The organism is Oricola sp. (assembly GCF_022763245.1).
GTDB lineage: Bacteria > Pseudomonadota > Alphaproteobacteria > Rhizobiales > Rhizobiaceae > Oricola.
The window spans coordinates 174,527-192,955 of the sequence record NZ_JALEGV010000032.1; the positions used below are offsets into that span (position 1 = coordinate 174,527).

Below are 18,429 nucleotides of genomic sequence, written 5' to 3' on the forward strand. Positions count from 1 at the left end.
ATTGAAGCGCGACGTTCTCGTTCTCGGCGCCGGCATGGTCGGCGTGGCGACAGCCATCCACCTCGTGAAACGCGGCATGGCGGTGACGCTCGTCGACCGCCGCGGCGCGGGCGAGGAGACCAGCTACGGCAATGCCGGGCTGATCCAGCGCGAGGGGCTGCATCCCTATCTTTTTCCGCGTGACCTTCGATCCGTCATCGAGGTGGCGCTGAAGCAGCGCACGGACGCCGATTATCACATCTCCTCGCTGGCAGCGGTCGCGCCGTTCCTGTGGCGCTATTTCCGGTCGTCCAACGCACAGCGCGCGGCGCAGACCTTCGCCGCCAACGTTCCGATCTACGCCAATTGCCTGGAAGCGCACCAGGCGCTGATGGAGGAGGCCGGGTCCACGAACCTCGTGGCCAAGCGCGGCTGGCTGCGCCTGTTTCGCGATGCGGGCGACATTCCGGCAGCGGAGCGGCAGGCCAAGGAACTACGCGATCTCGGCCTCGGCGCCGACATGATCTCGATGGAAGATCTGAACGAACTCGAGCCGCATCTGCGCACCGACGCGCTGGAGGGCGCGCTTCACTATCGCGACCCGTGGAACTGCAGCGACCCGAGTGCGCTGGTCAAATCCTACGCCGCGCTCTTCGAGAAGCTTGGCGGCGAGTTCGTCCAGGCGGAAATCGCCGGCGTGACGCGCGACGGCGCGACGTGGACGGTGAAGACGAACGGAAGCGAACTGAAGGCCGACCAGGTCGTCGTGACGCTCGGCCCGTGGTCGAAGCGCATGCTCGACGTGGTGGGGCTGAAGCTGCCGATGGGCGTCAAGCGCGGCTATCACGAGCATTTCAAGGCGGCGGGCAATGCGGTGCTGTCGCGGCCGGTGCTGGATTCCGAATACGGCTTCGTCATCGCGCCGATGGCGCGCGGGCTAAGGCTCACCTCGGGGGCGGAATTCGCGCGCCAGGACGCGCCGAAGACGCCGATCCAGTTGCAGAAGGTGCTGCCGCGGGCCCGCGACCTGTTCCCGCTGGAGGAAAGCCTCGACGCCGAACCCTGGCTCGGATCGCGGCCGGTCTTTCCGGACATGCTGCCGGTTGTCGGCCCGGCGCCGGGGATGCCGGGCCTCTGGCTGCATTTCGGACACGGTCACCAGGGCTTCACGCTCGGCCCGGCGACGGCCGAACTCATCGCACAAATGATCTCGGGCGAAACGCCCTATGCCGATCCGACGCCTTATTCCGCGGAGCGCTTCAAGGGCCATTGAGGCCTGCGGAATGCGGCCTCAGATGCCCTTGAACAGGGTTCCGGCGACCAGCACGATATAGGCCACGAACATCAGCCAGAAAGACGGGACACCGATCGAAAAGGACCCGATGAAGATCAGGATCGAGATCACCGCCAGGAAGATCGAGATGATGAAGACGAGCTGGGTGGGTGCGCTGAGATTCATGGGGCTCTCCTGTCCGCTTATGCTGCCATCAAGCGCAACGAGATGACGGCGCGATGTGATCGTGCATCAACCTCCTGATCTATAGCCAGCGCCTGACCGATTCGCGATAGGCCGCATAGTCTTTTCCGTAAGTCCGCGACAGCCACTCTTCTTCATGCGGCACGGCGAATACATAGAGTATTGCCAGTGAAACCGCGCCGATCGCCGCCGGCCAGGAGGCGGCGAGGCATGTCCAGCCGACGCACAGGGCGACGTTCGCGAGATAGGTCGGATTGCGTGTGATGGCGAAAATGCCGTCGGTGACAAGGCGACGGTTCGCGCCCATCGACTGGTCGAGACCGAGTTTCATGATGGCCCAGGAACTGGCGGAACTGGCGACGGATGCCAGCGGAAACCCGACATACCAGCGGATGGCGTCCGGCCAGTTCCAGGCGTTCCAGCTGGTGCGGCCGGCCATGTAGGCCGCGCCGATGGCGAGCGTCGTGACGCTCCAGGTCACCAGGCGCGCGCGCCAGCCGAAGCGGGTCGGCGGCCAGATCGAGCGATCGGGGTTCGCACTCGACCAAGCCACGACGAGTGCGACGACGATGCAGCTTGTAGCGGTGATCAGCGCGTAAACGAATGGCATGACGTGACGGGTTCGGATCGATCGATGGGCGAAGCGCGCGGTCTTGCCGCTTCGTCTAACCTACGCTGAACAGGCCCTGCCGGATTTGCCGGAGCTAGAATTGAGCGGGAAACCTTAACCCTCCGGTCATTCTACTGCGATATCTTCTGAAACTCTGCCTGTATGGAGGTGCAGGAACGGAAGCGGACATGAATTTTGTTTCCCAAATGAAGAGGTCCGGTCTGGAAACGGCGACCGAATGCACGTTGCTCTACGACGAGCCGCCCCAGCTCGACGCGGCCGATTTCGTCGCGCGACTGGAAGGCGCCGCGGGCAACAATTCCACCGTCTCCGATCTGCGCGATCTCGCGGCCGGCAGCACCCACTATCTGTCCATGATCACCGGCGGCTGCACGCTCGCCATCGAGATCGGCAAGGACACGCGCCCTCCCGCCGTCTATTTCGAAGCGCTCGACTGGCCGATGCTGCATCGCTACTTCCCCGAGGCAGAAGGGGTGATCCGCAACCACCATGCGCAGGTGAACATCGTCGTCGAGGCGGAATATGACGCCGTCGCCAACGCGCTCGGCATGCGCCCGGTGAACACGAGCTTCACACGCAGCCTTCTGGCCGCCCGCGCGGCGGTCGCCGTCAGCCGCATTGCGATGCCTTCCGCGATCCATTGGCGTGGATGCGAAATGCTCTACAAGCCGGGGCCGTTCATCCGCGAGGTCGAGACGGAGCCGGTCGATCTCTTCGTCAAGGTCACGCCGTTTTCCAGCAACCGCCAGATCAACGGCATCCGCGCCGTCGGCGGTTCGACGCGCGGCGCCTTCGACCTGCTCGGCAAGGAAGTGGTGCTTGAGGAAGCGCCGGTGCCCGTCGACTGGGTGCTGCGCACGCTGCACGCCTTCGTCGCCCGCAGTCACGCCAATGGCGCGTACCTGCCGCATCTGGCGACCTTTGCGCCCGGCAAGGGCGACATCCTGATCGTTCGCCACCTGGATTCGACGCCGGAGATCGACGAGCCGCATGTGTCGCTGGAAGTGCGCCGGGCGGACGAATGCGAATATGACGCCTCGCTGGACGAGCACGAGGCCGAACTGGCGCGGCGCAAACCGAGATGGGACGGCGCGGAACGGCGCACGCGCCCGCGCAGCGCCAAGCCCTTCGGGCGCCGCGGCCTCGCCTGACCCGACCTCCGGGGCTGACCGCTAAAGGCCGAGCCAGATCCTGAGCGGATGCGCCGGGTCGCTGACGAGCTTGATCGCCAGCGCGAGGCAAACCAGCACCAGAAGCGGTTTGATGACCCGCGCGCCGCCCTTCATGGCGACGCGCGCGCCGATCTGCGCGCCGGCGAATTGCGCGACACCCATGACGAGGCCGGTCTTCCAGAAAACGGCGCCGGCCCAGGCGAACAGGACGAGGCCTCCGACATTGGAGGCGAGGTTGAGGAGCTTCGTGTGCGCGGTGGCCTTCAACAGGCCGAACCCGGCGAGCGACACATAGGCGAGCATGAAGAACGAACCGGTGCCGGGGCCGAACAGCCCGTCATAGAAGCCGATCAGCGGCACGATGGTCGCGCCGAACAGCAAGGGCGTCATGCGCCGGGCGCGGTCGATGTCGCCGAGGCCGGGACGCAAGAGAAAGTAGAGCGCGATCGCCACGAGAAGCAGCGGCAGGATCGCGCCGAAGAGCCTGCCCGGCAGCACGGTTGCCGTGAGTGCGCCGAGGATCGCGCCGGCAAAGGAGAGAAGCGCGGGAAGCGCTTGCGGGCCGAGCCGTACATGGCCGTGGCGGGCGTAGGACCATGTCGCCGATGCCGCGCCGAACATGCCCTGCAGCTTGTTGGTGCCGAGCGCGTCGACCGGCGGCGCGCCGGCGAGGAGGAGGGCGGGGATCGTGATCAGGCCGCCGCCGCCCGCGATGGAATCGACGAAACCCGCCACGAATGCGGCGAGGACGAGCAGGACGAGGAGATCGGACGAGAATTCGAACATGGCGGAGTAACCTGCGGCGCTAGATCACGGCGCGGCGATTTGCGCAAGCGCCGACTCAGGCTAATCTGGCCGGGCAATGGAGATGTTTCCCGATGGCCATGGCATGGCTTGAAGCCTTGAAGTCCCGGTTGGAGCAGGAGAAGGCGGTGCGCATGGTCGCCAACGACCCCGCCCTGACCGCCGAATTGCTGCTGATGTTCAAGGTGATCCTCGCCGACGGCGAGGTCCGACAGCGCGAGCTCGACATCTTCAAGCGCATCTGCCGCGATTCCTTCGGGCTCGATCCGGACGCCATGGACGGCGTCTATCGCTATCTGAGCGATTTCGCCTACGAAATCAGCCCGGCGCAGGCGGCAGGCACCTTCGCCGACCTGCCGCTCGAACGCCGCCAGCGGCTGCTCGACCACATGATCGCCATCGCCGAGGCCGACAGAGACATCGACAAGCGCGAGGAGCGTTTCCTGGCGCGTATCGGCGACATTCTCGGGTTCGACATCACCGAAGTCCGCAAGGGGCGCTGACGCCGTCGCAATTGCGGTGTGACACGTCGCGCACCGAATTGACCCGCCGCGGCCGCGCGCCTAGTGTGCCGCCCGTTATCGGCAGTGCCCCGCTCGCATCGGGGCCGAGAGGTGTCCGTTGCGGCCGACCCAATCCGGGGGCAAAGCAAGGAACTGCCGCGAGGTCCGAGCGATCGCACGCATGGCGTGGCGAGCGTCGCATTTGGCGATAACGAAACGCGGACCCGAAGGACACATGTCATGAAACATCCAAGGCGGCATCGCCGCGCTCATCCCGCTCGTGTTGCACGGCATGGTCGGGGAGGCCGCCAATGCTGAAGGGGATCGACGCGGGCCCGCGCTACGGAATCATGGTGTGCGGCCATGGCAGCCGCAATCAGAACGCGGTCCAGGAGTTCTCCAAGCTGGCGACGCGCCTGCGCGAGCGGTTCCCGCAATGGCCGGTCGAATACGGCTATCTCGAATTCGCCAATCCGGTGCTTCACAAGGGGCTGGACGCGCTGAAGGCCAAGGGTGTCGATCATGTGCTCGCCGTGCCGGGCATGCTGTTTGCGGCCGGCCACGCGAAGAACGACCTGCCTTCGGTTCTCAACAGCTACCAGGCGAAAAACGCCGATATCAGAATCGATTACGGCCGTGAGCTCGGTATCGACCTGAAGATGATCCGCGCCGCCGGCGACCGTATCCGCGAGGCGCTCGACGCCAATCTGTCCGACGTGCCGATGGAAGAGACCATGCTGGTCGTCGTCGGCCGCGGCGCCTCGGACCCGGACGCCAACTCCAACGTGTCCAAGGTGATGCGGATGCTGTGGGAGGGCATGGGCTTCGGCTGGGGCGAGACGGCCTATTCGGGCGTGACCTTTCCGCTGGTCAAGCCGGCGCTGCAGCATGCGGCGAAGCTCGGCTACCGGCGCATCGTCGTCTTCCCATATTTCCTGTTCACCGGCGTTCTGGTGAAGCGCATCTATTCGCAGACCGACGAGGTTGCGGCGGAGCATCCGGAGATCGATTTCGTCAAGGCGCCGTATCTGAACGACCACGACCTGGTGATCGAATCCTTCGTCGACCGGGTGCGCGAGATCCTCGACGGCACCAACACGATGAACTGCCAGATGTGCAAGTTCCGCGAGCAGGTGCTCGGTTTCGAGGCCGAGGTCGGTCAGGCGCAGGAAAGCCATCACCATCATGTCGAAGGCGTCGGCGGGGCGCCCGCCAATTGCCCCTGCGACGGCGATTGCGACGGGCGGTGCCGCGACGAGGCCTTCTGCAAGGAACACGGGATCGAGTGGACGCCGGTGCACGCCCACGACCATGATCATGATGACGGGCACCATCATCACGATCACGGGCATCACCATCATCCCTATCCGCATGCCAACCATCCGCTCGGACCGAAGAGCATGGAAAAGGCGAAGGGCTGAGGCGGCCGATGCTGGACTATATCCGCGATCCTGCCGCGATCTATCGGGAGAGCTTCGCGACCATCGAGCGCGAGGCTGACCTTGCCCGCTTCGCCGCGGACGAGCGGTCGGTGGCGATCCGGATGATCCATGCCTGCGGCATGACCGATCTCGCCGATGACATCGTGATTGCGCAAGGCGCGGTGCGCGCCGGCGTGGATGCGCTTGGCGCCGGCGCGGCGATTGTCTGCGACGTGGAGATGGTGCGGCGCGGGATCATCCGAAGCCGTTTGCCGGCGGACACTGCCGTTCTCTGCGAAGTGGGCGGCGAGACGGCGCGGCAGCAGGCGAAGGCGCTCGGCACGACGGTCTCGGCCGGCGGGATCGAAGCGCTTGCAAGCCGGCTTGCCGGCGGTGTCGTCGTCATCGGCAACGCGCCGACGGCCTTGTTCCACCTGCTGGAGATGCTGGCGCGTGGCGCGGAACCGCCGGCGCTGATCATCGGCTGTCCTGTCGGCTTCGTCGGCGCGGTGGAGAGCAAGGAGGCGCTGATCGCCCATGCGCCGCGGGTGCCGTTCGTCACCGTGCGCGGACGACGCGGGGGTTCGGCCATCGCGGCGGCGGCACTGAACGCAATCGCCGGAGGGATCGAGGCATGAGCGAACGCTGGCTGCATATCGTCGGGATCGGCGAGGACGGCATGGACGGGCTGTCGGCCGAGGCGCGACGGCTGGTCGAGCAGGCCGAGGTGATCGTAGGAGGCGACCGGCACCACAGCCTCGCGCCGAACGTGACGGCGGAGCGGATCGCCTGGCCGTCGCCCTTCGACGCGATGATCGACAAGATCATGGCGCAGCGGGGCAGGCGCGTCGTCGTGCTGGTGACCGGCGACCCGCTCTGGTTTTCCGTCGGCGCGAAGATTCTGAAGGGGATTCCGGCCGAGGAAATCACCTTCCATCCGCAATTGTCGGCCTTCCAGTTCGCGTCCTGCCGCATGGGCTGGTCGCTGGCCGATGTCGAGACGCTGACCGTCCACGGCCGTGCCGCCGAGCAGATCATTCCCTGGTTCCTGCCGGGCGCGCGGCTGCTGCTTCTGACCAAGGACGCGACGTCGCCCGCGACGGTGGCGCGGTTGCTGGCCGAACGCGGCTACGGACCGTCGAAGCTGACCGTGCTGGCGGCGCTGGGCGGCCCGGACGAGGCGCGCTTCGACGGCGTCGCGGAGAGTTGGGATCTGGACGTGCCGGATTTCCACGTTCTCGCGGTCGAGTGCGTTGCCGGCGCGGATGCGGAGATCCATCCGCGCACGGGCCTTCCCGACGATGCCTTCGTGCATGACGGCAAGATCACCAAGCGCGCGCCGCGGGCGCTGGCGCTGGCGAAGCTCGTTCCCGTGCGTGACGGCATTCTCTGGGATGTCGGCTGCGGCTGCGGTTCGGTGGCGGTCGAATGGATGCGCGCGGGGCCGGAGGCGCGGGCGATCGGCATCGAGCCGCAGGAAAAGCGGCGCGCCATGGCCGAAGAGAACGCGCTGAAGCTCGGCGCTCCGAAACTGCGGCTGGTCGACGGGGTCGCGCCCGACGCGCTGGAAGGGCTTCCGCAACCCGATGCGGTGTTCATCGGCGGCGGCATATCGGACGAGACGATCGGATATTGCCTGGACGCGCTGAAGCCGCAGGGGCGGCTGGTGGCGCATGCGGTGACGCTGGAAAGCGAGGCGGTCCTGATCGCCGCCTTCAATGCGCATGGCGGCGAGTTGCAGCGCATCGCGGTGGAAACCGTGCAGCCGGTCGGGCCGTTTCATGGCTGGAAGCCGTCCATGACGGTGACGCAGTGGGCCTGGGTGAAGCCGGCATGAGCGGAAGGCTTTTCGGGCTGGGCGTCGGGCCGGGCGACCCGGAACTGATCACCATGAAGGCGCATCGCATCCTGACGGCGGCGCCGGTCGTCGCCTATCCCGCGCCGGACACGGGCGACAGTTTCGCGCGTTCCATCGTGGCGGCGTATCTGACCGGTTCGCAGGTCGAGATCCCCATCGTCGTGCCGATGCGGGTGGAGCGGTTTCCTGCGGCCGAGGTCTATGACAAGGCGTCGGCGGAGATCGCGGCCCATCTCGATGCGGGGAGGGACGTCGCCGTGCTGTGCGAGGGCGACCCGTTCTTCTACGGATCCTTCATGTATCTGTTCGAGCGGCTCGGCCAGCGCTATTCCACCGAGATCGTGCCGGGCGTCTCCTCGCTGATGGCTTCGGCTTCCGCGCTGAAACGGCCGCTGGCCGCCCGCAACGATGTGCTCACCGTGGTGCCCGGAACGATGCCGGACGCGGAGCTGGAGCAGCGGATCGCGGGCGCCGATGCGGTGGCGATCATGAAAGTCGGCCGGCATCTCCCGCGCGTTCGCGCCCTGATCGAACGGATGGGCGTCATGGGTGCTGCCGGCTATTGCGAACGCGTCAGTCTCGAAGAGGAGAAAATCCTGCCGCTTGAATCGGTTACGGCGCATGCCGCGCCCTATTTCTCAATGATCCTGATCTACAAGGGCGGCGAAGAGTGGATCCGCACTCTGCCCTTCGGAGGCGATGCCGATGCGGGCTGAGTTGTTGGCACCTGCCATTGTGATCCTGTCGGAGACGGCCCTGCCGGTCGCCGAAACGATCTGCCGGGCGACCGGGGGGACGATCCACGGGGCGCGCAGCCGTGTAGGGGCGGCGGAAGGGCTGGTTCTTTACGACGACGCCAAGGCGCATCTGCAGGCGCTGTTTCTCGCCGGTACGCCGATTGTCGCCGTGATGGCCTCGGGCGCGCTGATCCGCATCCTGGCGCCGCATCTCGCGGACAAGCATTCCGAGCCGGCGGTCGTCGCAGTGGCCGAAGACGGATCGGCGGCCGTTCCGCTCTTGGGTGGGCATCATGGCGCCAACGATCTGGCGCGGCGCATCGCCTCGGCGCTCGACGGCCATGCGGCGGTGACGACAGCGGGCGATCTGCGGTTCGGCGTGGCGCTGGACGCCCCGCCGGAGGGGTATTCGCTCGCCAATCCGCAGGACGCCAAGCCCGTCATGGCCGAATTGCTCGCCGGCGCCTCGGCGCGGCTGGAGGGAGCGGCTGACTGGCTGGCGGAAAGCGGGATCGAATTGCGGGACGACGGGGCGGTGACGCTCACCGTCACGGACCGTTCGTGCGAAGCGGGATCGCTGCAGCTGGTCTATCATCCGAAGACGCTCGCCATCGGCATCGGTTGCGAGCGGGGTTGCTCTGCCGACGAGGCCTGGGCGCTCCTCTCGGAAACGATGGCCGACGCCGGCCTGGCGCAGGGCGCCGTCGGTGCCGTCTGCTCGCTCGACCTGAAGGCCGACGAGGCGGCGGTGCATGCGGTCGCCGATCGTCTCGGCGCGCCGGCGCGGTTCTTCGATGCAACGACGCTGGAGGCGGAAACGCCGCGGCTCGCCAATCCGTCCGACGTGGTGTTCGCGGAGGTCGGCTGCCACGGTGTCGCCGAAGGCGCGGCGCTGGCTGCGGTCGGGACTGACGGCGCGCTGGTCGTCGCCAAGCGGAAATCGGCGCGCGCCACCTGTGCCATTGCCCGCGCACCGGCTCCGTTCGTCTCCACCGGTCTTCCGGGACGGGCGCGCGGGCGGCTGCATGTCGTCGGCATCGGGCCGGGTTCGGAGGCCTGGCGGTCGCCGGAAGTGAGCCGCATGGTCGCCGTTTCCAGCGATGTCGTCGGCTATTCTCTGTATCTGGATCTGCTCGGCCCGCTGCTGGCCGGAAAAACGCGCCACGATTTCGACCTCGGCAAGGAAGAGGACCGGGTGCGCCACGCCATGGAACTCGCCGGGCAGGGACGGGATGTCGCGCTCGTGTGTTCTGGGGACGCCGGCATCTATGCCATGGCGACGTTGGTGTTCGAACTGATCGACCGGAAGGGCGTGAGCGATGCGGCCCGACGGATAGGCATCGCGGTTTCGCCCGGCATATCGGCCCTGCAGGCAGCGGCCGCCCGGGCCGGTGCGCCGCTGGGACACGATTTCTGCACGATCTCCCTGTCGGACCTGCTGACGCCGTGGGCGGACATCCAGCGCCGGGTGCGGGCGGCGGGCGAGGGCGATTTCGTCATCGCCTTCTACAATCCGGTGTCGAAGAAACGCCGCACGCAGCTTGCCTGGGCGCGCGACGAATTGCTGGCCCACCGTCCGGCGGACGCACCGGTGATCCTCGCCACCAATCTCGGCCGTGAGGGCGAGACGGTGCGCGTGGTGCCGCTCGGCGAACTGAATGTCGACGACGTCGACATGCTGACGGTCGTGGTCGTGGGGTCGTCCGACAGCCGGACGGTTGCAACGGGCGACGGCAAGACATGGGTCTACACGCCGCGCGGCTATTCCGGCAAAGCGGAAACCAGAATGGAGAAGGCCGGATGACCGTCTATTTCATCGGTGCCGGGCCTGGTGCGCCGGACCTGATCACCGTGCGAGGCCTCCGACTGATCGAACGCTGCCCGGTCTGCCTCTATGCGGGCTCTCTCGTGCCGGAGGAGATCGTCGCGGCCGCGCCGGCCGATGCGGTGGTGATGGACACCGCGCCGATGCATCTCGACCAGATCGTCGAGGAGATGGTAAAGGCGCATGGCGCCGGTCAGGACGTGGCTCGCGTGCACTCCGGCGATCCTTCCATCTATGGCGCGGTCGCCGAACAGATGCGGCGTCTCGATGTGCTGGGGATCGACTATGAAGTCGTGCCGGGCGTGCCGGCCTTCGCCGGTGCTGCGGCCAAGCTGAAGGCCGAGCTGACGCTTCCCGAGATCGCCCAGACGATCATCGTCACCCGCACCGGCATGAAGGCGTCTTCCATGCCCGAAGGCGAGCAGCTCGAAGTGCTCGGCCAGTCTGGAGCGACGCTCGCCATCCATCTGTCGATCCGCAATCTCGACTATGTCCGCCGAGCGCTGGAGCCCTATTATGGTGCGGATTGTCCGGTGGTGATCGCCTATCGTGCGACATGGCCGGACGAACTCTACATCCGCACGACGCTTGCCGAGATGCGGGAGCATGTGCGCGAAGCCAAGATCACCCGCACCGCGCTGATCTTCGTCGGCAAGGTGTTCGGCGACGTCGCGTTTCGCGACAGCGATCTCTACAATTCCGATTTCTCCCATGTCCTGCGCAATCGCGGGAAGAAGAAGGCGTCCGGCGATTGACCCCTGTCATCGCGGGCGCCGCTCGCGATCGTCCATTCTCGCAGGCGGTCCGCCGCACGCAGTGAGAAGGAGAATGATCCATGACGATCAAGGAAAGCCTGGAAGACCTCCGGGACCGGCTGGAGACGTTGCAGCAAAGCCTCGCCGCCAAGATCGCGGAGTTTCGCAGCGACGAGAGCGCCTCGCCGGAGCATCGCCAGCGTTTGGACGCCCTGCATGCGCAGGCGGCGGCCGTGAAGGCCAAGCTGCCGGCGGATGACGGTTCGGTCTGGGATGCGATCAGGCACGAAGTCCAGCGCGACATGGACGCGCTTTCGAAGGATTTCGAGCACACGATCACCTATATCGACGATCACTATCGCGAGAAGAAATAGGCTTGGACCCCTTTGGGCCCCCATGCGGGGCCATGCCCATCGGCGCATGGCGTCCGGCATTAGCCTTCCGTTTGCGTTCCCGCGCTAGCCTGTGTGCGGGCTTGAAGGGAACGCGATGCGAAAGACGCTCCTCGTCATCGGCGCTTTGCTGATCGGCTTCGTTGGCTGGACCATGGCGGCGAACCGCGAGAGCGGCGCGTATTGGCGGGCGCGCATGGCGATCGCCTGGGTCCGTGGAGAGGCGCCGGAGAGCGTGCTGCGCGTCACCGACACCGGTGGGCGATTGATCGCGAGACCGGCGCAGGATGCGCGGACCGGCGTGTTCATCGCCTATGGCCAATCCAATTCGGCCAATTTCGGTGAGACGGGATATGTGCGGAGAGGGGCCGTCTACAATTTCCTCGACGGTGTCACCTATGCCTATGAGGACCCGGCACTCGGAGCGGACGGGTTCGGCGGCAGCGTTTGGGGCAGGGTCGGAGACAGGCTGATCGACGAGGGCCGATACGACGCCGTGGTTTTCGCGACGACAGGGTTCTCGTCCAAGACGATCGCCCAGTTGAGCGAAGGGCATCTCTACGAGTTCTTCCGGCGCCAATATGCCGGCCTTGCCGAAGCCTATGGCCGGGTTGACGGGATCCTGTTCCATCAGGGCGAGCAGAACCATCACGACCGCTCGGACGCGGATTACCGGGCTGATTTCGAGCGTTTCCTGGACCGCCTGGAGGCCGATGGAATCACCGCGCCGCTCTATCTCTCGCTGGCGTCCTATTGCGGCAATTCCGTCGACGAGGCGCTGCTGGCGGTGCAGGATCAGATCATTCGCGGTCACGGGAACGTTCTGCGCGGGCCGAACACCGATCTCCTGACGGATGACCGTTTCCGGCGCGACCGGTGCCATTTCTCTGCGGAAGGTCTGGACGCCTTCGCTGATCAATGGGTTGATGCGATCATCGAGGGCCGCGAGGATTGATTCCTCGTGGCGACGCGATTGCACGCCGTTGGACCTGCCCTGATATGCGTGGTTCGGTTTGTTCCGGACGTGAGTGACAGCGATGACGCAATCAATCGAAGACATCGAAAAGGACTATTGGGGAGAGCCAGAGTTTGCCTCCCGTCTCGTCTCAACGTGTCACGCGTTGCGGCGGAAACCCCTTGATCGATTCACGGTCGAGGACCTGCGCGTGATGATCGGGCAAAATCTCAGCCTGCCGATCTTGATGCCGATGGCACTGGACCGGTTGCGTGCGGATCCGCTCGCGGAGGGCGACCATTATCCAGGAGACTTGCTATTTTCGGTCTTGCGTTGCCGCTTCGTCGCTGAAGCAGCCTGGGCCGATACCCATGAAACGCTGAAGAGCATATGCGAACGAGCTGTCGTGGCGATGCGGCAACTGATCGAAGACGACCTCTGTTCGTGCCTGACGGATGATCCGGCGGACGCAGCCGGATTGGACAGGGAGGCCATGGAGGGCTTAGTCAGCCAGAATCTGGATCAGGCCTTCAAGGGGCCGCCGATGAGCGATGTCGCGGCGTTTCTAAATCGTGCGGCAGGTGAGGCTTGATGGTTACGCCGAGAAGATCAGTCCCGAACCGGCGACGACCAGCAGCGACCCCACCCATGCCATTGCCGCGGGGCGTTCGCGCGTCTTGATCCAGATCAGCGGCAGGATCCAGGCCGGCGTCGTGGCCGACAGGGTGGCGACGATGCCGACCTTGCCGCCCGACAGCGCGAACAGGACGAGCGTCATGCCGATGCCCATCGCCGCGATGCCGGAGATGCCGATCACCACGGCCATGCGCATCGTGACGGCCGTCTTTGCCTGAACCTGCCGGATGCCGGTCGCCATCAGCGCTGACAGGCAGACCACGGAGACGAGGACGCGCAATGCCGAGGCGGTGGCCGGATCGACGCCGGTCTCCATGACCGGCCGCGCGATGAGCGAGCCGACCGACTGGCACAACGCCGCGAGAAGACCGAGCGTCACGCCGACCGCCATCGGGCCCTTGACCGTTTCCCACGTGTCGAGCTGCGACCGGCGCTTGCCGAAGACAATGGCGAGGACGACGCCAGCGAAGACGACGGCGATGCCGACGATCTTCTGCGTCACGATGGTCTCGCCCAGGAACATCCAGCCGAGCAGGGCCGAGATCGGCGCATTGGTGGAAAACAGGATGTTGGATCGGCGCGGACCCAGCCGGTTCATCGTGACGAACAGGCACGTGTCGCCGAGAAAGATGCCGATGAAGCCCGACAGGATCAGCGGCAGGAGGTGTCCGGTCTCCAGCGTGCGCCAGCCGCCGGTGAGGAGCACATAGGCGGCGAGAATCACGAAGACGATGCCCATGCGCAGCCGGTTGAAGGCGATCGCGCCGAGCGCGCCGGACGGCCCCGCCGCCAGGACGGCGGAGAACGCCCATGTCATCGCGGCGGCAAGCGCCGCCAGTTCAAAGGGGCTCATCGATCGTGCTCGTGACGCCTCAGGCGGCGGTTCCCGCCTGGGGCGCTGCGCGCAGGGTCCAGAACGCCAGCAGGAAGGCAGCCGTCGCGCAGAACGCGATCGCGGTCACCATCGGCAGCGAGGTTCCGTCGAAGAAGGGCGCGGTGATGACGATCATCACGCCGCCCGACACCATCTGGAGCGTGCCGCCAAGGGACGAGGCGAGGCCGGCCTTGTCGCCGTGATCGTCCAGCGCCATGACCATGACCGGCGCCATGACGAGACCGAAGAACGCGTAACCCACGAAGAGCAGCCCCATCAGCACGCCCAGCGCGTTGAAGCCGGCGATGGTGACGGCCAGGAGGACCAGCACGGTTACGGCAAAGCCGCCCGTGGCGATCAGCACCATGCGCGCCATGCCGTAGCGCTCGCCAAGCGTCGGCGCGATCTGCGACGCGCCGAAGAAGCCGATCGCGTTGACCGCGAAGGCCAGGCTGAACTGGAACGAGTCGAGCCCGTACTGACCCGTGTAGACGAAGGAGGCCGTCGACAGGAACACGAAAAAGCTCGCCATGCCGAAGCCGCCGATCAGGGTCAGGCCGATGAACTTGCCGTCGGTCAGCAAGGTGCGCGCACCGGCCAGGAGCACGCGCGGGCGCACGGGCACCCGCTTGTCGGCCGCCAGCGTTTCCGGCAGTTGCGTCGCCGTCAGCAGGATGGAGAGGATCGCTGCGCCGGCCAGAACCTCGAAGATCAGGCGCCAGCCATCGAGCGCGATCAGCCCGGAGCCGGCCAGCGGGGCGAGCATCGGCGAGACCGAGATCACCAGCATGATCAGCGCCATCATCCGTGTCGCGTCGCGCCCGGTGTAGAGATCGCGCACGATGGCGCGCGGCACGACCATGACCGTCGCCGCGCCGAGCGCCTGCACGAACCGGCCGACCGACAGCCAGCCGATGGACGGCGCCCAGGCGCAGGCCAGCGAACCGATGATGAAGACCGCAAGGCCGATATAGATGGGCCGCTTGCGCCCGATCCAGTCGGCGAGGGGGCCGTAGACGAGCTGGGCCACGCCGAAGGCGATGAAATAGGCGGTCAGCGTCGTCTGGGTCGCCGCGATGGTGGTTTCCAGGTCATCCGCGATGGTCGGGAGAGCCGGGAGATACATGTCGATCGCGAAGGGGCCGACCAGCGCCAAAAGACCAAGCGTGATCGCGGAACGCAAAAAACCGGGCTGCATAAGCGCCTCCGGATGAACGGTGAATTGTGAGCGGGTGAAACGGGCGGCATGGCCCGAAGATGGTCCCCGTACACCCGTTCGATCCGGCAGACCAGACGCGTCGGTCGAAAACGGTGCGTTCACGCGCGCTTCTGCCCGAAGGCGATGCAGGATGGCAACAGCTCGCGCTGTCCCGGGAAGCTCGGGGCCGGGGCGTTCGGGCCGCTCCGCCCCCTCATTGTGTGGGCGCTTTCAGCAGGTGCTGTGTTCGCGCATCGAGGAAAAGGGCAGGTCGGCGAGTTCGTCTGCGGTCATCTTGCGGATGACCGGATCGGACAACGCGTCGTTGCGCCTGTCTTCCTGCTGCTCGGGCGAGCGGCGCTTGCGCCAAAGGGCGAATATATAGAGAAGCTTTATCATGGTCCGCATCATGCGCGCCGAGTGTCGGGAAAGAAATCGACTTCTTGTCGTTGATGTTTTAGAAATTCTGAAATGAGAAATCTGAACTCGGTCCATCTTTCGGGTTTGCGCGCGGTCGAAGCCGTCGGCCGGCTAGGCAGCCTTGCCGCCGCGGCGGAGGAGCTCGGCGTGACCGCCGGCGCGGTCAGCCAGCAGCTCCAGCGCACGGAGGAGGCGCTCGGACGGCCTCTCTTCTCGCGCGAGGCGAAAGGGTTGCGGCCGACACCGCTCGGGCAACAGGTCTGCGAGCGACTGACCGTCGGCATGGGCGAGTTGTCGAAGGCCGTGGCGCTGGCGAAGGAGCCGGCGGGCAATGCGCTCACCGTTTCCGTCGCGCCGATCTTCGCCTCTAAGTGGCTGGTCTGGCGTCTCTCGGATTTCCGCAGGCACGATCCCGACGTGCGTGTGCGCATCGATGCCGATGTGGGGCTGGTCGATCCGAACACGGCCGATGTCGATGCCTGCGTGCGCGTGGGCAAGGGGAACTATGCCGGCGTGAAGGCGGAGTGGATGCTCGACCAGGAGGTGTTTCCGGTGTGCCACCCGGCGATGGCGCAATCCCTGAAGACGCCCGGGGATCTGGCGATCGTGCCGATCGTGCGCGACCAGTATGCCCTGTTTTCCTGGGACGTCTGGCTGAAGCCCAACGGTCTCGACCAGTCGATCCTGGGTGAGGGGCCGGTCTATTCGGACGGCGCGCTTTGTCTTGACGCGGCAAGCGCCGGGCAGGGCGTGTTTCTGGCCTGGGAACCGCTGGCGAGCCATGCGCTCGCCTCGGGCCAGGTCGTCGCGCCGTTTCCCGATCGCTATCCGACCGGCGATTCCTACTGGTTCGTGACGGGAGCGGTGCAGCGGCCGAACCCGCATGTCGACCGTTTCCGCGACTGGCTGAAGGCGGAGCTCGCTGCGTCGGTCAACCCGGTCAGCTTGCGTCCATGACGCGCATGATGACCGGCAGTCCGAGTTGCCGTGCGGCCTCGATCTTGGCGTAGGCGCCGCTGCCGCCTGAGTTACGGCAGACGATGTGGGTGATCGCATGGGCGCTCAGAACGGCAACCTCGTCCTGCGCCGTGCGGCCCGGCCTGCCGATCAACAGCTCATGGTCCGGCAGGGCAAGCGGCGTTTCCGGCGGATCGATCATGCGCACGAGGAAATGCACGTCGGCGCGCTCTGCGAATGGTGCGATGTGCTGGCTGCCCAGTGCCAGCAGGACCCTGGCGCCTGCCGGAATCGCGTCGCGGGCCTCCTCGAGACTTGAGACCTCGATCCAGATGTCGCCGGGCTGTCTTGCCCATGGCGGACGTGCGCGCACCTCAAGCGGAACGCCCGCGTGTTGGGCGGCCAGTCTGGCGTTCGTCGATATGCACCTCGCAAAGGGGTGGGTGGCGTCGATCAGCCGGGTGATGCGTTCTGCCCGCAGATAGGCGGCAAGGCCGTCCGCGCCGCCGAAGCCGCCGATGCGGACCTCACCGGCGAGCGGATGCGGTTCTTTCGTGCGGCCGGCGAGCGAGGTGATGACGCGCCACTCCGGGTGGTCGCGCACGAGTTCGGCGGCCAGTGCCGCGGCTTCCTTTGTGCCGCCGAGGATGAGGACGGTCTCGGTCACGCGAACCCTGTCCGCGCGAGGATCGTGCCCTTGCGGTCGGTGACGATCACTTCGACCTCGACCGGGGCGTCGCGCAGGGTTTCACTGGCGGTGCGGCGGGCCAGTTCAGCGATCGGGCCGGCCAGGTCGATGCCGTTTTCACGAGTCAGGCCAAGCACTTCTGCGGCGGTGTTCGCATTCAGAATCCGGTCGCCGAGCTTGCGGTCGAGGCCCGCTTCGAGCGATCTCGCCAGCAGGAAGTCCATGTCGACCTGGCTGCGGCCGGAATGCAGGTCGAGCGCGCCCTGCGCCAGCTTCGTCATCTTGGCGAATCCGCCGGCCAGCGTCAGGCGTGGAACGGGGTGCGCGCGCAGATATTTCAACAGTCCGCCGGCAAAATCGCCCATGTCGAGCAGTGCCGTTTCGGGCAGGTGATAGATCGCCTGGGCGGCGTCCTCCGAGGTCGAGCCGGTTGCGCCCATGACATGTGTCAGACCCGTGGCGCGCGCGACGTCGATGCCGCGATGGATCGAATGGATCCATGCCGAGCAGGAGAAGGGATGCACGATGCCGGTCGTGCCGAGGATCGAGATGCCGCCGACGATGCCGAGCCGCGGGTTCCAGGTCTTCTGCGCCAGCGCCTCGCCGCCCGGAACGGAGATGGTGATCTCGATGTCGGCGGGCAGGTCATGGGTGGCGCAGAGCGTTTCGACCTCCTTCGTCATCATCGCCCGCGGCACCGGATTGATCGCCGCCTCGCCGGGTGCGACCGGCAGGCCGGGTTTGGTGACGGTGCCCACGCCGTCGCCCGCGCGAAAGACGATGCCGGTTCCGGGCGCTGCGCGGGCAATTCGCGCGATTATCGTGGCGCCATGCGTGACATCCGGATCATCGCCCGCATCCTTGACGATGCCTGCCTCGGCGAACCCGTCTTCCAGCCGCTCGCGGGCGAGCGCGAAGGCGGGCGTTTCGCCCCTGGGCAGGGTGATCGTCACGGGATCCGGGAACTGGCCGGTCAGGAGGGCGGTCAGCGCGGCCTTCGTCGCCGCCGTGGCACAGGCGCCGGTTGTCCAGCCGCGACGAAGCGGACCGGCCGGCTTGCGGCTCTCGCGCGTGGATTCGGCTTTGCCCGTGACCATGGCCGTCTTATAGGTGACGACACAATGACGACAAAGCGGGAAACACGGCG

The 18,429-nt window shown here is 66.3% G+C and carries 21 protein-coding genes; 13 read left to right on the forward strand and 8 right to left on the reverse strand.

Annotated features, from left to right (window positions below; translation table 11 throughout):
* Window position 1 precedes the first annotated feature (1 nt).
* Complete coding sequence (locus MRY80_RS14565) at window positions 2-1,252, forward strand: FAD-binding oxidoreductase (RefSeq protein WP_293291752.1); 1,251 nt, start codon at window positions 2-4, stop codon at window positions 1,250-1,252.
* Window positions 1,253-1,270: 18 nt separating this feature from the next.
* On the opposite strand, the gene MRY80_RS14570 is transcribed toward MRY80_RS14565, so the two are convergent.
* Both MRY80_RS14570 and MRY80_RS14575 read right to left on the reverse strand, forming a co-directional pair.
* Entirely contained in the window at window positions 1,271-1,438 is a 168-nt protein-coding gene (locus tag MRY80_RS14570; RefSeq protein ID WP_293291753.1) for a hypothetical protein, read from the reverse strand.
* Window positions 1,439-1,517: 79 nt separating this feature from the next.
* Window positions 1,518-2,066: an isoprenylcysteine carboxylmethyltransferase family protein gene (locus MRY80_RS14575; protein WP_293291754.1), complete on the reverse strand. Its 549-nt coding sequence runs from the start codon at window positions 2,064-2,066 to the stop codon at window positions 1,518-1,520.
* 188 nt (window positions 2,067-2,254) lie between these two features.
* Here MRY80_RS14575 and MRY80_RS14580 point away from each other — a divergent pair, with 188 nt between their 5' ends.
* The gene (locus tag MRY80_RS14580; RefSeq protein WP_293291755.1) at window positions 2,255-3,238 is read left to right on the forward strand and encodes a hypothetical protein; all 984 of its coding nucleotides are present in this window, start codon (window positions 2,255-2,257) and stop codon (window positions 3,236-3,238) included.
* Between the two features lie 21 nt (window positions 3,239-3,259).
* Here the strand turns inward: MRY80_RS14580 and MRY80_RS14585 are convergent, their stop codons facing one another.
* Entirely contained in the window at window positions 3,260-4,045 is a 786-nt protein-coding gene (locus MRY80_RS14585) for a TSUP family transporter (protein ID WP_293291756.1), read from the reverse strand.
* A 92-nt stretch (window positions 4,046-4,137) separates the two neighbouring features.
* Here MRY80_RS14585 and MRY80_RS14590 point away from each other — a divergent pair, with 92 nt between their 5' ends.
* From MRY80_RS14590 to MRY80_RS14635, 10 genes are all read left to right on the forward strand, one after another.
* On the forward strand, window positions 4,138-4,566 hold the full coding sequence (locus MRY80_RS14590) for a TerB family tellurite resistance protein (protein WP_293291757.1): 429 nt from the start codon (window positions 4,138-4,140) through the stop codon (window positions 4,564-4,566).
* Between the two features lie 311 nt (window positions 4,567-4,877).
* A complete protein-coding gene (locus MRY80_RS14595) occupies window positions 4,878-5,987 on the forward strand; it encodes a sirohydrochlorin chelatase (protein WP_293291758.1) in 1,110 nt (369 codons plus the stop codon).
* Window positions 5,988-5,995: 8 nt separating this feature from the next.
* The gene (locus MRY80_RS14600) at window positions 5,996-6,625 is read left to right on the forward strand and encodes a precorrin-8X methylmutase (RefSeq protein ID WP_293291759.1); all 630 of its coding nucleotides are present in this window, start codon (window positions 5,996-5,998) and stop codon (window positions 6,623-6,625) included.
* On the forward strand, window positions 6,622-7,824 hold the full coding sequence (cbiE, locus tag MRY80_RS14605) for a precorrin-6y C5,15-methyltransferase (decarboxylating) subunit CbiE (protein ID WP_293291760.1): 1,203 nt from the start codon (window positions 6,622-6,624) through the stop codon (window positions 7,822-7,824). Before MRY80_RS14600 ends, cbiE begins: the two co-directional genes overlap by 4 nt.
* Entirely contained in the window at window positions 7,821-8,561 is a 741-nt protein-coding gene (locus MRY80_RS14610) for a precorrin-2 C(20)-methyltransferase (RefSeq protein ID WP_293291761.1), read from the forward strand. The genes cbiE and MRY80_RS14610 overlap by 4 nt, the downstream gene beginning before the upstream one ends.
* Window positions 8,551-10,386 carry a precorrin-3B C(17)-methyltransferase gene (cobJ, locus tag MRY80_RS14615; RefSeq protein WP_293291762.1) on the forward strand — a complete coding sequence of 612 codons (1,836 nt, stop codon included), beginning with the start codon at window positions 8,551-8,553 and terminating at the stop codon, window positions 10,384-10,386. Before MRY80_RS14610 ends, cobJ begins: the two co-directional genes overlap by 11 nt.
* On the forward strand, window positions 10,383-11,162 hold the full coding sequence (gene cobM / locus MRY80_RS14620) for a precorrin-4 C(11)-methyltransferase (RefSeq protein ID WP_293291763.1): 780 nt from the start codon (window positions 10,383-10,385) through the stop codon (window positions 11,160-11,162). Before cobJ ends, cobM begins: the two co-directional genes overlap by 4 nt.
* An 80-nt stretch (window positions 11,163-11,242) precedes the next feature.
* On the forward strand, window positions 11,243-11,536 hold the full coding sequence (locus MRY80_RS14625; protein WP_293291764.1) for a hypothetical protein: 294 nt from the start codon (window positions 11,243-11,245) through the stop codon (window positions 11,534-11,536).
* A gap of 115 nt (window positions 11,537-11,651) precedes the next feature.
* Window positions 11,652-12,509 carry a sialate O-acetylesterase gene (locus MRY80_RS14630; RefSeq protein WP_293291765.1) on the forward strand — a complete coding sequence of 286 codons (858 nt, stop codon included), beginning with the start codon at window positions 11,652-11,654 and terminating at the stop codon, window positions 12,507-12,509.
* An 82-nt stretch (window positions 12,510-12,591) separates the two neighbouring features.
* Entirely contained in the window at window positions 12,592-13,101 is a 510-nt protein-coding gene (locus MRY80_RS14635; protein WP_293291766.1) for a contact-dependent growth inhibition system immunity protein, read from the forward strand.
* Between the two features lie 3 nt (window positions 13,102-13,104).
* Here MRY80_RS14635 and MRY80_RS14640 read toward each other — a convergent pair whose 3' ends face one another.
* The 3 genes from MRY80_RS14640 to MRY80_RS14650 form a co-directional block, all read right to left on the reverse strand.
* The gene (locus tag MRY80_RS14640) at window positions 13,105-13,998 is read right to left on the reverse strand and encodes a DMT family transporter (protein ID WP_293291767.1); all 894 of its coding nucleotides are present in this window, start codon (window positions 13,996-13,998) and stop codon (window positions 13,105-13,107) included.
* Between the two features lie 19 nt (window positions 13,999-14,017).
* Entirely contained in the window at window positions 14,018-15,217 is a 1,200-nt protein-coding gene (locus MRY80_RS14645; protein ID WP_293291768.1) for a multidrug effflux MFS transporter, read from the reverse strand.
* Between the two features lie 231 nt (window positions 15,218-15,448).
* Window positions 15,449-15,616 (reverse strand): hypothetical protein, encoded by a 168-nt coding sequence (locus MRY80_RS14650; protein ID WP_293291769.1) that lies wholly within the window; start codon window positions 15,614-15,616, stop codon window positions 15,449-15,451.
* A gap of 72 nt (window positions 15,617-15,688) precedes the next feature.
* On the opposite strand from MRY80_RS14650, the gene MRY80_RS14655 reads away from it, so the two are divergent.
* Window positions 15,689-16,594 (forward strand): LysR substrate-binding domain-containing protein, encoded by a 906-nt coding sequence (locus tag MRY80_RS14655; protein WP_293291770.1) that lies wholly within the window; start codon window positions 15,689-15,691, stop codon window positions 16,592-16,594.
* Here MRY80_RS14655 and MRY80_RS14660 read toward each other — a convergent pair.
* Together MRY80_RS14660 and MRY80_RS14665 are read right to left on the reverse strand one after the other, a co-directional pair.
* Window positions 16,578-17,261, reverse strand: coding sequence for a cobalt-precorrin-6A reductase (locus tag MRY80_RS14660; RefSeq protein ID WP_293291771.1), 684 nt, complete (start codon window positions 17,259-17,261; stop codon window positions 16,578-16,580). The two genes, MRY80_RS14655 and MRY80_RS14660, sit on opposite strands and share 17 nt — an antisense overlap.
* Window positions 17,258-18,379, reverse strand: coding sequence for a cobalt-precorrin-5B (C(1))-methyltransferase (locus tag MRY80_RS14665; protein WP_293291772.1), 1,122 nt, complete (start codon window positions 18,377-18,379; stop codon window positions 17,258-17,260). The genes MRY80_RS14660 and MRY80_RS14665 overlap by 4 nt, the downstream gene beginning before the upstream one ends.
* Between the last annotated feature and the right edge of the window lie 50 nt (window positions 18,380-18,429).

Coding starts and splice junctions, on each gene's coding strand:
- MRY80_RS14570 (WP_293291753.1), bottom strand. CDS start 1,438: ATGAATCTCAGCGCACCCACCCAGCTCGTCTTCATCATCTCGATCTTC.
- MRY80_RS14575 (WP_293291754.1), bottom strand. CDS start 2,066: ATGCCATTCGTTTACGCGCTGATCACCGCTACAAGCTGCATCGTCGTC.
- MRY80_RS14580 (WP_293291755.1), top strand. CDS start 2,255: ATGAATTTTGTTTCCCAAATGAAGAGGTCCGGTCTGGAAACGGCGACC.
- MRY80_RS14585 (WP_293291756.1), bottom strand. CDS start 4,045: ATGTTCGAATTCTCGTCCGATCTCCTCGTCCTGCTCGTCCTCGCCGCA.
- MRY80_RS14590 (WP_293291757.1), top strand. CDS start 4,138: ATGGCCATGGCATGGCTTGAAGCCTTGAAGTCCCGGTTGGAGCAGGAG.
- MRY80_RS14595 (WP_293291758.1), top strand. CDS start 4,878: ATGCTGAAGGGGATCGACGCGGGCCCGCGCTACGGAATCATGGTGTGC.
- MRY80_RS14600 (WP_293291759.1), top strand. CDS start 5,996: ATGCTGGACTATATCCGCGATCCTGCCGCGATCTATCGGGAGAGCTTC.
- cbiE (WP_293291760.1), top strand. CDS start 6,622: ATGAGCGAACGCTGGCTGCATATCGTCGGGATCGGCGAGGACGGCATG.
- MRY80_RS14610 (WP_293291761.1), top strand. CDS start 7,821: ATGAGCGGAAGGCTTTTCGGGCTGGGCGTCGGGCCGGGCGACCCGGAA.
- cobJ (WP_293291762.1), top strand. CDS start 8,551: ATGCGGGCTGAGTTGTTGGCACCTGCCATTGTGATCCTGTCGGAGACG.
- cobM (WP_293291763.1), top strand. CDS start 10,383: ATGACCGTCTATTTCATCGGTGCCGGGCCTGGTGCGCCGGACCTGATC.
- MRY80_RS14625 (WP_293291764.1), top strand. CDS start 11,243: ATGACGATCAAGGAAAGCCTGGAAGACCTCCGGGACCGGCTGGAGACG.
- MRY80_RS14630 (WP_293291765.1), top strand. CDS start 11,652: ATGCGAAAGACGCTCCTCGTCATCGGCGCTTTGCTGATCGGCTTCGTT.
- MRY80_RS14635 (WP_293291766.1), top strand. CDS start 12,592: ATGACGCAATCAATCGAAGACATCGAAAAGGACTATTGGGGAGAGCCA.
- MRY80_RS14640 (WP_293291767.1), bottom strand. CDS start 13,998: ATGAGCCCCTTTGAACTGGCGGCGCTTGCCGCCGCGATGACATGGGCG.
- MRY80_RS14645 (WP_293291768.1), bottom strand. CDS start 15,217: ATGCAGCCCGGTTTTTTGCGTTCCGCGATCACGCTTGGTCTTTTGGCG.
- MRY80_RS14650 (WP_293291769.1), bottom strand. CDS start 15,616: ATGATAAAGCTTCTCTATATATTCGCCCTTTGGCGCAAGCGCCGCTCG.
- MRY80_RS14655 (WP_293291770.1), top strand. CDS start 15,689: ATGAGAAATCTGAACTCGGTCCATCTTTCGGGTTTGCGCGCGGTCGAA.
- MRY80_RS14665 (WP_293291772.1), bottom strand. CDS start 18,379: ATGGTCACGGGCAAAGCCGAATCCACGCGCGAGAGCCGCAAGCCGGCC.